General features: G+C 61.9%; 11 protein-coding genes. 6 read left to right on the top strand and 5 right to left on the bottom strand.

What is annotated here, in order from left to right:
- Positions 1–264: 264 nt before the first annotated feature.
- The 4 genes from hemG to pepQ are packed head-to-tail and all read right to left on the bottom strand — an operon-like array spanning position 265 to position 4,230.
- On the bottom strand, positions 265–789 hold the full coding sequence (gene hemG, locus PG897_RS18470) for a menaquinone-dependent protoporphyrinogen IX dehydrogenase (protein ID WP_005307448.1): 525 nt from the start codon (positions 787–789) through the stop codon (positions 265–267).
- A gap of 7 nt (positions 790–796) precedes the next feature.
- On the bottom strand, positions 797–2,254 hold the full coding sequence (locus PG897_RS18465; RefSeq protein ID WP_010635534.1) for a TrkH family potassium uptake protein: 1,458 nt from the start codon (positions 2,252–2,254) through the stop codon (positions 797–799).
- A 36-nt stretch (positions 2,255–2,290) separates the two neighbouring features.
- Positions 2,291–2,908: an IMPACT family protein gene (locus tag PG897_RS18460; RefSeq protein WP_201882974.1), complete on the bottom strand. Its 618-nt coding sequence runs from the start codon at positions 2,906–2,908 to the stop codon at positions 2,291–2,293.
- Positions 2,908–4,230, bottom strand: a complete 1,323-nt coding sequence (pepQ, locus tag PG897_RS18455) for a Xaa-Pro dipeptidase (RefSeq protein WP_201882976.1) — start codon at positions 4,228–4,230, stop codon at positions 2,908–2,910. The genes PG897_RS18460 and pepQ overlap by 1 nt, the downstream gene beginning before the upstream one ends.
- A gap of 190 nt (positions 4,231–4,420) precedes the next feature.
- Between pepQ and PG897_RS18450 the strand changes: the two genes are divergently transcribed.
- The 6 genes from PG897_RS18450 to PG897_RS18425 all read left to right on the top strand — a co-directional run bounded on the left by PG897_RS18450 (position 4,421) and on the right by PG897_RS18425 (position 13,698).
- Positions 4,421–6,358: an acetoacetate--CoA ligase gene (locus tag PG897_RS18450; protein WP_201885380.1), complete on the top strand. Its 1,938-nt coding sequence runs from the start codon at positions 4,421–4,423 to the stop codon at positions 6,356–6,358.
- 202 nt (positions 6,359–6,560) lie between these two features.
- On the top strand, positions 6,561–8,708 hold the full coding sequence (gene fadB / locus PG897_RS18445; protein WP_201882980.1) for a fatty acid oxidation complex subunit alpha FadB: 2,148 nt from the start codon (positions 6,561–6,563) through the stop codon (positions 8,706–8,708).
- A 21-nt stretch (positions 8,709–8,729) separates the two neighbouring features.
- Positions 8,730–9,893, top strand: a complete 1,164-nt coding sequence (gene fadA / locus PG897_RS18440; protein ID WP_117405817.1) for an acetyl-CoA C-acyltransferase FadA — start codon at positions 8,730–8,732, stop codon at positions 9,891–9,893.
- Between the two features lie 342 nt (positions 9,894–10,235).
- Positions 10,236–10,958, top strand: a complete 723-nt coding sequence (locus PG897_RS18435; RefSeq protein WP_010635539.1) for a response regulator — start codon at positions 10,236–10,238, stop codon at positions 10,956–10,958.
- 51 nt (positions 10,959–11,009) lie between these two features.
- Positions 11,010–12,455: an ATP-binding protein gene (locus PG897_RS18430; protein WP_005307426.1), complete on the top strand. Its 1,446-nt coding sequence runs from the start codon at positions 11,010–11,012 to the stop codon at positions 12,453–12,455.
- Positions 12,456–12,459: 4 nt separating this feature from the next.
- On the top strand, positions 12,460–13,698 hold the full coding sequence (locus PG897_RS18425) for an ABC transporter substrate-binding protein (protein WP_201882982.1): 1,239 nt from the start codon (positions 12,460–12,462) through the stop codon (positions 13,696–13,698).
- A 72-nt stretch (positions 13,699–13,770) separates the two neighbouring features.
- On the opposite strand, the gene PG897_RS18420 is transcribed toward PG897_RS18425, so the two are convergent.
- A complete protein-coding gene (locus tag PG897_RS18420) occupies positions 13,771–13,962 on the bottom strand; it encodes a hypothetical protein (RefSeq protein ID WP_005307420.1) in 192 nt (63 codons plus the stop codon).
- Between the last annotated feature and the right edge of the window lie 46 nt (positions 13,963–14,008).

The following is a 14,008-nucleotide window of genomic DNA, read 5'->3' as shown; positions in this document are numbered from 1 at the left end:
TTTTGGCTGCTGCGGGAGTGGCATTCTACTCAACCGCCTTCTCGAGTCAAGCCTTATTTTCAAAGGCTTTTCGAGGCCACCGACTTGGCTTTCTGCGTTGCCGCTTGCCGTGTCGATGGAGGCGCATTATAGGGAGCCGCGCCGCGATGACAAGGGAAATTTTGCAAAAATTGGCATTTTTCGTGTTTTGGCCGGTCAAACGTCTATTTATCAAACAAAAAGCCCTGCATCAGCAGGGCTCAAGCCGCTTTTACATTGCCACGGCTATTTTTTTGACCAGAAATCGCGGGCAAAACTGCGCACTTTGTCCCAGTCGGTAAACTCGAGGTCCTTGCTGGTGTCCGTGCTACCGCCGGTGATCTTCATGATCAGCTGAATGATGCGGGTCTGCCACCAGTTATAGCGGGAGTACTGCAGCGCACCGGCAAACACCCCCAGGGTTTTTGGCTTCCAGGGGGAGAGGCGCAAAAACTTCTTCATGTAGGCATTGGTCTGCGGGGTCTGCTTCTCTGGCTTGCGGGCCGTCAGGTTGACACAGAAGAAGGCGGCGTTGGCCACTTCCAGCTGTTCGTGATGAGCATGAATGAAGCTGAACAGGCTGGGGTGGAAGTTGCCATAGCGAATGGAAGCACCGATAAGCACCTTCTTGAACTTGCTGAGGTTGCACATGGGCAGGCTGTGCAGATCCTGCATCACCACCTCGCATCCCTCGATCTCAGCCAGCATGGCATCGACGATTTTTCGCGTTTGCCCGTCACGGGAAGAATAAAGCACCAGAATCTTGTCCATACCAACCTCAACTACGCCAGAATGCAGGGGTAAACAGTACCAGAAGCGTAAAGATTTCCAATCGACCAAACAACATGGCGACCACCAGTATCCATTGGGCCGTTGCCGAGATATTGCCGAAGTTGGCCGACACCTCCCCCAGCCCCGGCCCCACGTTGGTAAACGCGGCCGCCACGGCAGAGAAGGCGGTCACCTCGTTCAAGCCGGTCATCAGCAACAACAGCATAAAGATGAAGAACAGGATGATGTAGGTGGCAAAGTAGCCCCACACCGCTTCCACGATCCGCTCTGGTACGGCGCGACGGCCCAGCTTGAGGGTATAGATGGCGCGTGGATGCACCAGTCGCTTCAGCTCGCGCATCCCCTGCAGGAACAGGATCATGAAGCGCATCACCTTGATGCCGCCCCCGGTGCTGCCGGCGCAGCAGCCGATGAAGGCGGAAAACATCAGCAACATGGGTAGAAAAGAGGGCCAATCCGCATAACTGGTGGTGCTGTAACCGGTAGTCGTGCCCAGCGACACCGCCTGGAACAGGCCGTGGTTGAGCGCATCCTGCCAGGTATCGTAGTGGCCGTGGAACAACAGGGAGACGAAGCAGATCAGTACCAGTACACACTGGATGCTCAGGAACACCTTGAGTTCGGAGTCCCGCAGATAACTGCTCAGGCGCACCGGCTTGTGGGCGAACACCATGAAGTGCAGGGCAAAGTTGACGCTCGCCAGCAGCAGAAACAGCACTGTGATCAGGTTGATGGCCGGGCTGTTGAAGAAACCTATGCTGGCATCGTGAGTCGAGAAGCCCCCCACTGACATGGTGGAGAAGGAGTGACAGATGGCATCGAACAGGGTCATGCCCGCCATCCAGTATGCCAGGGCGCAGAGGGAGGTAAGCAGCAGATAGATGAACCAGAGCGCCTTGGCCGTCTCGGCGATACGCGGGGTGACCTTGTTGTCCTTGACCGGCCCCGGAATTTCGGCGCGATAGAGCTGCATGCCCCCGATGCCGAGCAGCGGCAGTATGGCTACCGCCAGCACTATGATCCCCATGCCCCCCAACCACTGCAGCAGCTGGCGATAGAACAGAAACGCCTTGGGCAGGTTGTCCAGCCCGGTGAGCACGGTCGCCCCCGTGGTGGTCAGGCCGGAAAACGACTCGAAGAAGGCCTCGGACACCGTCATGCCGGGCACCTCTCCCAGCAGGAACGGCAAGGCCCCGACGCTGCCCAGTACCACCCAGAACAGCACGACGATGAGGAAGCCCTCCTTGGACCTGAGGTCCTTCTTCTGATGACGGTTGGGAAACCAGAGTGCGGCGCCGAGCAGCAGAGCGATGAAGAAGGAGTTGACGAACTCGGCACCACCACCATCACGATAGCCAAATGCAACCATCGCAGGCAGCAGCATGGTCGAACTGAACAGTGCGACCAGCAGGCCAACGATACGAATGATGCTCAGAATCTGCATTCCGGCTCCCTCTTCAGACCAAAAGAGCGATGGATTCTAGCCATCTAAGGGACGAAGGGATACCCGACCCTGGGTTAGGTCGGTCAATTCCTGTGCGATTCGGGCCCAGAGCGCGGACTCCCACGCCACCTGCAGGGTTACGCTGGCGCCATAGTCGGCCGTCAACAACTGGCCCTGATGAGCCTGGATCAGGGCCTCTACGGCCCCCATGTCGGCATAGTCGCACTGGATGAGAGAGGCCGTCTGCTGGCGCTTGATGCGGGTCTCGAGCTGCTTGAGTGCCGCCCCCACGCCACCGCCGTAGGCCTTGACCAAGCCGCCAGTGCCCAGCAGCACGCCACCGTAATAGCGCACCACCACGGCGGCGACTTCACCCAGGCCCGCTCCCATCAGCTGGGCCAGCATGGGTTTGCCGGCAGTGCCAGAGGGCTCACCGTCATCGCTGAAGCCATAGACCTGACTGTCCTGCGGGGCACCTGCGACGAAGGCCCAGCAGTGATGCCGGGCCCCGGGATGTTGTTGCTTTATCTCGCCAATCCAGGCCTTGGCGGCCTCGACGGTCGGTGTGTGGGCAAGATAAGTGATGAAACGGCTCTTCTTGATCTCTTCACTCACCTCCAGCGGTGCGGCCGGTATGGAATAGTCCGCCGCCATCAGAGCCCTGCTTGTCTGGTCAGGTTCTCCACCCCGTTGGCATGCAGCACCACGTTGTCTTCGATGCGGATGCCGCCATAGGGGCGCAGCGCCTCGACCTTGTTCCAGTTGACCCGCTTGCCCTGCTCACCCTGACGCAACGGCTCCAGCAGGCTGTCGATGAAGTAGAGGCCCGGCTCTATGGTGAACACCTGACCCACCTCCATCACCCGGGTGCAACGCAGATAGGGGAACTGTTCGGGGGCTGAGAGGTGGGTGCCGCGCTCATCCTGCATGAAGCCGCCGGCATCGTGTACCTGCAGGCCGAGGAAGTGGCCGAGGCCGTGCGGGAAGAAGACGTTGGTCACCCCGGTGTGGATCATCTCGTCCACCGACATGTCCACCAGCTCGGTGGTTTGCAGCAGGCGCGCCAGCCTGTGATGCATCTGCAGATGCAGCTCGCTGTAACGGCGGCCCGGCTTGATCTCCTCGATGATCTCCTGCTGCTGGGCATTCAGCGCCGCGATCAGATCGGCAAACTCGCCGCGTCGCCAGGCCCAGGTCCGGGTGATGTCGGAGGCATAGCCGTGCACGTCCACGCCGGCGTCGATGAGGAAGGAATAGCGCTCCGCATCGGGTACCCGCTGAGTGGAGAGGTGGGTGTAGTGCAGGATGGCCGCATTGCGGTTGATGGCGACGATATTGCCGTAGGGCGCCTCATTGGCCCCCTGCCCGACCGCCTTCATGTAGGCCAGGTTGATCTCGAACTCGCTCGCCCCCGCCATGAAGGAGTCCTTGGCCGCAATGTGGCCGCGTACCCCGATGCGGTTGGCATCGCGCAGACACTCCAGCTCATAGGGGGTCTTGTAGGCGCGGTGGTAGTGCAGATAGTTGAGGACCGCCTCCGGGTTGGGCTGGCCCAGCCCCAGCAGCTCGGCCACCTCCAGATGGCCACCCAGATAGGCCCACTCCTGCCTGTTGGCCGGCAGATGATCGGCAACCTGCTCCGGGCGTGTCAGGAAGCGGATATCGAAGAAGTCGACCCAGAAGGCGTTGGGCAGATCCGCTACCTTGTGCCAGAAATCCACCGGCCGGTAGAACAGCAGCACCGGCTTGTTCACCCCGTCCACCAGCAACCAGCAGTGGGGATTGTCCAGCACCGGCAGCCAGGCCTTGAACTGGGGGTTCACCTTGAAGGGGTAATCCTGATCATCTAGGAAGATGCGGTGGGTCTGGCCGGAGTGGATGGCCAGACCGCCCAGTCCCTGCTGTTGCAGTATGTCGCGGGTGCGCTGCTGCAAGGTGTCGAGGTGCTGGGCAAAAAGTTGGCTGTAGCTGCTCATGGCGTCCTGCTCCGGGAGAAATGTGGTTTCAGCATAACATCAAGCGAATCAAGGCTCGAACCGTCAAGCAATCGCTTCGTGAGGTAACGCATACGTTACAAGGCTTTTGTTATGAAACAAAAACCAACCATTAACAAATAAAAAACAATTCAATACACTGCCGGTAGATACATGCAGTCAGGGACTACTCATGCACAACCTTTGCCTGTGGCAACCGGATCAGGAGCGGATTCAGCAATCCAACCTCCAGCACTTCATGGCCGAGGTCAACCGCTTCCACGGCCTGCAGCTGCACAGCTATGCCCAGCTCTACCAGTGGTCGGTGGAGAAGACAACCCGTTTCTGGCCGCTGGTATGGCAGCACTGCGGCGTCAAGGGCGAGCTCGGCAACATAGTGGCGGAGAACCGCCAGGAGATGCAGCGCACCCGCTGGTTCCCCGACAGCCGGCTCAACTTCGCCGAAAACCTGCTGCGCCGCCAGGATGACACGCCGGCCATCATCTCCCGCATTGAAGGGAACCCCAGCCAGACCCTGAGCTGGCGCGAACTGGCGGATCAGGTGGCCAGGCTGGCCCAGTGGTTGCGCAGCCAGGGCATCGGCCGGGGCGATGTGGTGGCAGCCTATCTGCCCAATATTCCGGAAACCGTGGTGGCCATGCTGGCGACCACCAGCCTGGGGGCGATCTGGACCTCCACCAGCCCGGATTTTGGCGAAGCCAGCGTGGTGGAGCGCTTCGGCCAGACCCGGCCGCGAGTGCTGTTTGCGGTGGATGGCTATCGCTACAACGGCAAGGCCATCGACATTCAAGACAAGGTGGCGGGGGTCGTCGGCCAGATCGACAGCATAGAGCAGACGGTCATGATCCCCCTGCTCGGCCACTCCCTGCAGCTGGGTCACGACTGGCGTCAGATCCTGGCCGGCCAGCCGGATGCCGGTCTGCAGTTCGAACCCATGGCCTTCAACGACCCGCTCTACATCCTCTATTCGTCCGGCACCACCGGCAAACCCAAGTGTATTGTGCACGGGATTGGCGGCACCCTGCTGCAACACCTGAAAGAGCACCAGCTGCACTGCGACATCAAGCCGGGGGAGCGTATCTTCTACTTCACCACCTGCGGCTGGATGATGTGGAACTGGCTGGTGAGCGCGCTCGCCTCCGGCGCCACCCTGGTGCTCTACGACGGCTCCCCCTTCTACCCGGACGGCAACGTACTGTGGGATCTCGCCCGCGACGAAGAGGTCGCCCTGTTTGGCACCTCGGCCAAATACCTGGATGCGCTGCACAAGCAGAGTTATGCCCCGATCAAGACCCACAGCCTGCCGCACCTGCGGCTGATCTGCAGCACCGGCTCCGTGCTCTCTCCCGAAGGGTTCGACTACGTATATCAGCAGATCAAGCAGGATGTGCAGCTCAGCTCCATCTCAGGTGGCACCGACATCTGCTCCTGTTTTGTCATCGGCAACCCCATCAGCCCCGTCTACCGTGGCGAAAGCCAGGGCCGCGGCCTCGGCCTCGCGGTACAGGTATTCAACGAAGCGGGCCAGCCGGTACAGGGTGAAAAGGGCGAGCTGGTCTGCACCAAGCCGTTCCCGGCCCAGCCCATCGGTTTCTGGGGAGACGACAGCGGCGACAAGTACCACGCCGCCTATTTCGAGCGGTTCGACAACATCTGGTGCCACGGCGACTGGATCGAGCTGACCCCGACCGGTGGCATCCTGTTCTACGGCCGCTCCGACGCCACCCTCAACCCGGGGGGCGTGCGCATCGGCACCAGCGAGATTTACCGCTACGTCGAGCAACTGGAGGAAGTAGAAGAGAGCATCGTCATCGGCCAGCAGTGGCAGCAAGACGAGCGGGTTGTGCTGTTCGTCAAGCTCAAGCCTGGTCTCAAGCTGGACGAGCCGCTGCGCGAGCGCATCCGCCAGCAGGTGCGCCAGCACTGCACCGCCCGCCACGTGCCGGCCCGCATCCTGCAGGTGGACGCCATTCCGCGCACCAAGTCCGGCAAGATAGTGGAGCTGGCGGTGCGGGAAGTGGTGCACAACAGGCCCGTCAACAACACCCACGCTCTCGCCGATCCCGAGGTGCTGAGCCAGTATCGCGACCGGCCAGAGCTGGCCAGCTGAGGCCACACAAGGTTAATAAAGGCGTCATCAGACGCCTTTATTTTGATTGTTAATCTGAGGCGAGCTTTTACTCGAGATCTGTTAAACAAATGTTTTAAATAGGTGTTGAAATTGTCTTCTTTTGGATCAATAGTGAGCCTCGCCCCCTGCTGGGGATAAAGGAGCACCACCCCCCACCATGTGGGAACAAGGAGACACTCTCATGATCTACCAAGGCGAAACCCTGACGGTCAGCTACCTCGAAGACGGCATTGCCGAGCTGAGGTTCGATGCTCCGGGTTCAGTCAACAAGCTGGATCGCGCTACCCTGCTCTCCCTGAGCGAAGCGATCGCCGCATTACAACAAGAACGTGAACTAAAAGGTCTGATCCTCACCTCCGGCAAAGACGCCTTCATCGTCGGCGCCGACATCACCGAATTCCTGGAACTGTTCGATCTGCCGCAGGAAGATCTGCTCGGCTGGCTGAAAAAGGCCAACGACATCTTCAACGCCATCGAAGATCTGCCGGTGCCGACCCTCAGCGCCATCAAGGGCCACGCCCTGGGCGGCGGCTGCGAGACCATTCTCTCCACCGACTTCCGGCTGGCCGACACCACGGCCAAGATCGGCCTGCCCGAGACCAAGCTCGGCATCATGCCCGGCTTTGGCGGCACCGTCCGTCTGCCGCGAGTGATCGGCGCCGACAACGCGCTGGAGTGGATCACCACCGGCAAGGATTACCGTGCCGATGACGCTCTCAAAGTGGGTGCCATCGATGCCGTGGTCGCCCCGGATGCGCTGCAGGGCGCCGCCGTGCAGATGATCAAGGACGCGATCAAGGGCAAGCTGGACTGGCAGAGCCGCCGCGCCACCAAGAAGGCCCCGTTGCGTCTCTCCAAACTGGAAGCCATGATGAGCTTCACCACCGCCGCCGGCATGGTTGCCGCCGTGGCGGGCAAACACTATCCGGCACCCATGGCCGCCGTGAAGACGGTGGAAGCCGCCGCCGGCATGGGTCGGGACGAAGCGCTGGTCGCCGAAGCCGCCACCTTCATCAAGCTGGCGAAAACCGATGTCGCCAAGGCGCTGGTCGGCATCTTCCTCAACGATCAGCACGTCAAGGCGCTGGCCAAGAAGGCCGCCAAGCAGGCGAACAAGGCCACCGGCCATGCCGCCGTGCTGGGTGCCGGCATCATGGGGGGCGGCATCGCCTACCAGTCCGCCAGCAAGGGCATCCCGGCGGTGATGAAGGACATCAACGAGAAGGCGTTGGCACTTGGCATGGGCGAAGCCACCAAGCTGCTCAACGGCCAGCTCGAGCGCGGTCGCATCGATGGCATCAAGATGGGCCAGGTGCTCTCCGCCATCACCCCGACCCTCAGCTATGACAACGTCAAGCATGTGGACGTGGTGGTCGAGGCCGTGGTCGAGAACCCGAAAGTGAAGGCGGCCGTGCTGAGTGAAGTGGAAGGCGTGATCGGCGAAGACGCCGTGCTCGCCAGCAACACCTCCACCATCCCCATCTCCCTGCTGGCCAAGAGCCTGAAGCGTCCCGAGAATTTCTGCGGCATGCACTTCTTCAACCCGGTGCACCGCATGCCGCTGGTGGAGATCATCCGCGGCGAGCAAACCTCGGACGACACCATCAACCGCGTGGTGGCCTACGCCGCCGCCATGGGCAAGTCCCCGGTGGTGGTCAACGACTGCCCTGGCTTCTTCGTCAACCGCGTGCTGTTCCCCTACTTCTTCGGCTTCAACAAGCTGGTCGCCGATGGCGCCGACTTCGCCGCCGTCGACAAGGTGATGGAGAAGGAGTTCGGCTGGCCCATGGGCCCCGCCTACCTGCTGGACGTGGTCGGCATCGACACCGGCCACCATGCCGGTGATGTGATGGCACAGGGCTTCCCGGCGCGCATGAGCAAGGAAGGCCGTACCGCCATCGACGTGATGTACGAGGCGAGCCGCTTCGGTCAGAAGAACGGCAAGGGCTTCTACGCCTACGAGGCTGACAAGAAGGGCAAACCGAAGAAGGTGGCCGATGTCGCCAGCTACGAGCTGCTGGCCCCGATTGCCAAGCCGAAACAGGATTTCGACAAGGACGCCATCATCGCCCGCATGATGATCCCGATGATCAACGAGGTGGTGCTCTGTCTGGAAGAGGGCATAGTCGCCACCCCAGCCGAAGCCGACATCGCGCTGGTTTACGGTCTGGGCTTCCCTCCCTTCCGCGGCGGCGTGTTCCGCTATCTGGACACTATCGGTCTGGATCGCTATATCGCCATGGCCGACCAGTATGCCGACCTTGGCCCGCTCTACCGCGTCAGCGACAAGCTGCGTGAGATGGCCGCCCAGGGCAAAACCTTCTACTGATTGCGGAAAGGAGATCCATTCATGAAAGACGTAGTCATTGTCGACTGTATCCGGACCCCGATGGGCCGGTCCAAGGGCGGCGCCTTCCGCAACGTGCGTGCAGAAGACTTGTCCGCGCACCTGATGAAATCCATCCTGCTGCGCAACCCCAACCTCGACCCGAACGAGATCGAGGACATCTACTGGGGCTGCGTGCAGCAGACCCTGGAGCAGGGCTTCAACATCGCCCGCAACGCCGCCCTGCTGGCCGGCATCCCGAAACAGGTGGGGGCAGTCACCGTCAACCGCCTGTGCGGCTCCTCCATGCAGGCGCTGCACGACGCCTCCCGCGCCATCCAGGTGGGTGATGGGGATATCTTCATCATCGGCGGCGTCGAGCACATGGGTCACGTGCCCATGAGCCACGGGGTGGACTTCCACCCCGGCATGGCCAAGTCGGTGGCCAAAGCCTCCGGCATGATGGGGCTGACCGCCGAGATGCTCGGCAAGCTGCACGGCATCAGCCGTCAGCAGCAGGACGAGTTTGCCGCCCGCTCCCATCGCCGCGCTCACGCCGCCACCGTGGAAGGGCGTTTTGCCAAGGAGATCGTCGGGCTGGAAGGCCATGACGCCAACGGCGCCCGCTTCTTCTACGACTACGACGAGGTGATCCGCCCCGAGACCACGGTCGACACCCTGAGCCAGCTGCGCCCGGTGTTCGACCCGGTCAACGGCACCGTCACCGCCGGCACCTCTTCGGCCCTGTCCGATGGCGCCGCCGCCATGCTGGTGATGAGTGCGGATCGCGCCAAGGCGCTCGGCCTCACCCCGCGCGCCAAGGTACGTGCCATGGCCATCGCCGGTTGCGACGCCGCCATCATGGGTTACGGCCCGGTGCCGGCCACCCAGAAGGCGCTCAAGCGGGCCGGTCTGACCGTCGGTGACATCGATCTGTTCGAGTTGAACGAGGCGTTTGCCGCCCAGTCCCTGCCCTGCGTGAAGGATCTGGGTCTGCAAGACCTGGTGGACGAGAAGGTGAACCTGAACGGCGGCGCCATCGCCCTGGGTCACCCGCTCGGCTGCTCCGGCGCCCGCATCTCCACCACCCTGATCAATCTGATGGAGGAGAAGGACGCGACCCTGGGCGTGGCCACCATGTGCATCGGCCTGGGTCAGGGCATCGCCACCGTGTTCGAGCGAGTGTAACTGTATCTCCCGGACCGGTACGCCGGTCCGGGAAGTGCCCCGCCAGGGGCTGAATTTTACAATATGGGCCCGCTTCTGCTTCTCGGCGAGGCGGCCCGTATCGCAGGTTTTGGGGCCGGTCAGACTGCCCCGCCATCGAGTCTGTGGAGTGCGCCACACGGGGTGCACTTCTGTCGTCAGCATCTGCGTCTTGGCCGGCCCGTTTGGGTCGGCCTTTTTTATTTGCACGGCAGGATATGGGAGGATATTGCCCATAACCTCACATTAGATGGGGGGCTTGCTTGCTTTTTGCTCCCCCGACAGGTTCAATCTGCACAAAAAAATGGGTGGATGCACATACATATGTCAACGAGCAAACAACTGCTGATCGTCGACGACGACCAAGAGATCCGCGAGCTGCTCAATGAATACCTGACCAGGGCTGGCTTCGAGGTATTGACCGCAGCGGAGGGCAACGAGATGCGCCAGCAGCTCGCCCAGCACAGCCCGGACCTCATCATTCTCGATATCATGATGCCTGGCGACGACGGTTTTACCCTCTGCCAGCAGATCCGTCGCGACTCTCAGGTCCCTATCATCATGCTGACCGCCGCCTCCGACGAGGCTGACCGGGTGATCGGGCTGGAACTCGGTGCCGACGACTACATCGCCAAGCCGTTCAGCCCGCGCGAACTACAGGCCCGCATCAAGGCGCTGCTGCGCCGCGCCGAATTTCGCCAACCGGAGAAAGAGAAGGAGCCGAGCCGTCGGCTGCGCTTCGCCGAGTGGACCCTGGATACCCTGAGCCACCAGCTGACTCACGAGGATGGCAGCCTGCTGGATCTCTCCGGCAGCGATGCCATGCTGCTCGGCATGTTCCTGCAGCAGCCCGGCGTGGTGCTGGACCGGGATACCATCTCGGACGCCACTCGCGGTCGCGAGAGCCTGCCGATGGAGCGCGGCATCGACGTGCAGATCAGCCGCTTGCGCCAGAAGCTGGGTGACAACGGCAAGAGCCCGCGCATCATCAAGACCATTCGCGGCAGCGGCTACATGCTGATCGCCGAGGTGCACGAGATCCCATGAGAGCCAGCAAGGTAGCGACGGCATGCTGCTCGACACAAGGCGAGAGATCCCATGAATAGCAGGTGGTTCTGGCGGGTTCTGGTACCCCGCTCCCTGCTGTCGCGGATGCTGCTGCTGTTGCTGCTGGCGATCCTGCTCTCCCAGACCATCCTCACCGGCATCTGGATGCAGCAGATCCAGAAGCGGGAGCTGGAGGGCATGCTCAGCACCACCCGCAACCTGGCGCTGTCGGCCGCCTCCACCGTCAACTTCTTCAAATCCTTGCCGCTGCAGTATCGCCACATCGCGCTGGACCAGCTGCGCAACATGGGCGGCAGCCGCTTCTTCGTCTCCCTGAACGAAGAGGAGATCCACATCAGCGCCATCCCCGACAGCGAGCGCAAGACGCTGGTGCTCAAGGAGGTGCAGGGGGTGCTGACCCGCAAGCTCTCCGACGCCATGGCGATCAAGGTGGACTTCTCGCGGCCAGAGGATCTGCACGTCTTCAACAACGACACCCTGCTGGCGGATCTGCCCTCCTCCTGGGCCCGCTACACCCTGTCGCTGGAGCCGCTCAATCCGCCGGTACTGGTGACCCAGATCGAGATAGAGCCGGGGGAGTGGCTCTATCTGGCGGCCTTGCTCCCGGCCCCCTACATGACGCTGGATGACACCGTCATGCCCAGCAACCAGGTGCGCTTCATCGCCCTGATGACGGTGTTCCTCTGCTTCTTCACCTTCCTGCTGGTGCGCTGGCAGACCCGGCCGCTGCGCCGGCTGGCCAAGGCGGCAGTCAACCTCGGCAAGGACATCGACCAGCCCTCGCTCAAGGAAGAGGGAGCCTCCGAGATAGTGGCGGCCACCCGCGCCTTCAACATCATGCAGCACCGTATCCGCCGCTATATCGACGATAGAGAGCGGTTGTTCAGCTCCATTTCCCACGACCTCAAGACCCCCATCACCCGACTGCGGCTGCGGGTCGAGCTGCTCGACGACGAGCAGCAGATCGCCAAGTTCAACAAGGATCTGGACGAGCTGGAGCTGATGGTGAAGGGGGCGCTGCAGACGGTGAAGGACACCGACATCCACGAGAACATCGAGCAGCTCGACATCGACGCCATGCTGGAACAGATGGCGGAGGCCATGAACCTGCACGACGAGCGGCTGACCATCGAGGGCCACTGCAAGCAGCCCTACCGCGGCAAACCGCTGGCCCTCAAGCGCTGCATCGGCAACCTGGTGGACAACGGCATCAAGTACGGCCAGAAAGTGCGCATCATCATCATGGACGACGAGGAGATGCTGATCCTGTTCATCATGGACGAGGGGCCCGGCCTGCCGGAAGATCAGTTCGAACGTATCTTCGAGCCCTACTACCGGCTCAGCACGGATCTGGCCGGCACAGGCCTGGGTCTGGGCATTGCCCGCAACATAGCCCACGCCCACGGCGGCGACCTGGTGCTGGAAAATCGTCCGCAGGGCGGCCTGCAGGCCACCCTCTCCCTACCAAGGCAGTAACCTTATGAAGTGGTTGTCTTTTTCTGTCATCACCCTGTTGTCTCTGCCGATCGAGGCCTCCCAGGTGGAGGTGCTGCACTGGTGGACGTCTGGCGGCGAGGCCAAGGCGGTGGAGGTGCTCAAGTCAGAATGGACCGAGCAGGGCAACCAGTGGAACGACTTCGCGGTGCAAGGGGGCGGCGGCAAGAGCGCCATGACGGTGCTGAAAAGTCGGGCCCTGGCGGCCAACCCACCGGAGGCGGCCCACCTCAAGGGGTTCGAGTTGCGGGAGTGGGCCGGACTCGGCTTCCTGCGCGATCTCAGCCCCATGGCCGAACACCTCGGCTGGTATCCCCAGCTGCCCCCCATGGTGCGGGAGACTCTCAGCCAGAACGGCGCCCTGATGGCGGTACCGACCGGCATCCACCGGGTCAACTGGCTGTGGCTCAACCGCAAGATCTTCGAGCGCAACAAGCTGACCCCGCCCACCAGCTGGGCCCAGTTCGTGACCGTGGCCGATCGGCTCAAGCAGCAAGGGATCACCCCGCTCGCCATCGGCAACGAGCCCTGGCAGCTGGCGGTGTTGTTCGAAACGGTAGCGCTCGGCGAGGGCGGCAAAACGTTCTACCGCAAGGCGTTCGTGGAACAGGACAGCGCCACCCTGACCGGTCCCGACATGGTGCGGGTGCTGACCCGCTTCCAGCAGCTGCGCAGCTATGTGCCGGAGAAATACGCCGGCCTGAAGTGGCACCAGGCCACCAACCTGCTGGAGAGCGGCGGCGCCGCCATGCAGGTGATGGGGGACTGGGTGAAGGGCGAGCTGAGCGCCGGCAACTATCGGCCAGGCGAGGATATCGAGTGCCTGCCGAGCCCTGGCAGCCAGGGGCTGTTCAGCTACAACCTCGATTCCATCGCCATGTTCAAGCAGCGGGATCCGGCCCAGCTGCAGGCCCAGGGCGAACTGGCCCAGCTGCTGATGACGCCGCGCTTCCAGCAGGAGTTCAACCGGGTGAAGGGTTCGATCCCGGCGCTGGTCAAACCGGACATGAGCAAGTTCGACCGCTGCGCCGTGCGCTCCTACCAGGATTTCCTGCAGGCGGAGCGAGAGGGCAACCTGCTGCCCAGCATGGCGGAGGGGATGGCGACGCCGACCAACATGCGCCAGGCGATCATGGATGTGCTGAGCAACTTCTTCAACGACCCCAGAGCCAACCCGCAGCTGACCGCCCTACATCTGGAGCGGGCCATGCGCTCGACCCGCTGACGCTTTTCGCTGCGGCCAGAAACGACAAAGGCGGATAAGATATCCGCCTTTGTCATCGTGAGAGTCTTGGGGTCAGGATTGATCGTTTTCGTCCTCATCCTCGTCATAGTAATCGCTGAGCTCGATCCAGAGCCCCAGTCCGATCATCACCATGGAACCGAACCAGGTGCCGGTGTTACCGATCGGGCTGCCCATCACTATCATGGCGAAAGACAAGAACCCCATGCCTGCGTAGGCTTGTAATCTGCCGTAGGAGACCTGCATATTCACACCTCCTTGTTGAATATGGTTCAATTTTTATATTACTCAT

Origin of the sequence: Aeromonas sp. QDB20, assembly GCF_027707805.1 — a bacterium.
In the GTDB taxonomy this organism is placed as follows: Bacteria; Pseudomonadota; Gammaproteobacteria; order Enterobacterales; family Aeromonadaceae; genus Aeromonas; species Aeromonas dhakensis.
The sequence above is the reverse complement of the archived record's forward strand: the minus strand, read 5'-3'. Positions and strand labels throughout refer to the sequence as shown.

Bases quoted from the DNA above. Each gene is read 5' to 3' on its own strand.
- PG897_RS18420 (WP_005307420.1), bottom strand. From the start codon at position 13,962: ATGCAGGTCTCCTACGGCAGATTACAAGCCTACGCAGGCATGGGGTTC.
- PG897_RS18435 (WP_010635539.1), top strand. From the start codon at position 10,236: ATGTCAACGAGCAAACAACTGCTGATCGTCGACGACGACCAAGAGATC.
- PG897_RS18450 (WP_201885380.1), top strand. From the start codon at position 4,421: ATGCACAACCTTTGCCTGTGGCAACCGGATCAGGAGCGGATTCAGCAA.
- hemG (WP_005307448.1), bottom strand. From the start codon at position 789: ATGGACAAGATTCTGGTGCTTTATTCTTCCCGTGACGGGCAAACGCGA.
- pepQ (WP_201882976.1), bottom strand. From the start codon at position 4,230: ATGAGCAGCTACAGCCAACTTTTTGCCCAGCACCTCGACACCTTGCAG.
- PG897_RS18465 (WP_010635534.1), bottom strand. From the start codon at position 2,254: ATGCAGATTCTGAGCATCATTCGTATCGTTGGCCTGCTGGTCGCACTG.
- PG897_RS18425 (WP_201882982.1), top strand. From the start codon at position 12,460: ATGAAGTGGTTGTCTTTTTCTGTCATCACCCTGTTGTCTCTGCCGATC.
- fadB (WP_201882980.1), top strand. From the start codon at position 6,561: ATGATCTACCAAGGCGAAACCCTGACGGTCAGCTACCTCGAAGACGGC.
- PG897_RS18460 (WP_201882974.1), bottom strand. From the start codon at position 2,908: ATGGCGGCGGACTATTCCATACCGGCCGCACCGCTGGAGGTGAGTGAA.
- PG897_RS18430 (WP_005307426.1), top strand. From the start codon at position 11,010: ATGAATAGCAGGTGGTTCTGGCGGGTTCTGGTACCCCGCTCCCTGCTG.
- fadA (WP_117405817.1), top strand. From the start codon at position 8,730: ATGAAAGACGTAGTCATTGTCGACTGTATCCGGACCCCGATGGGCCGG.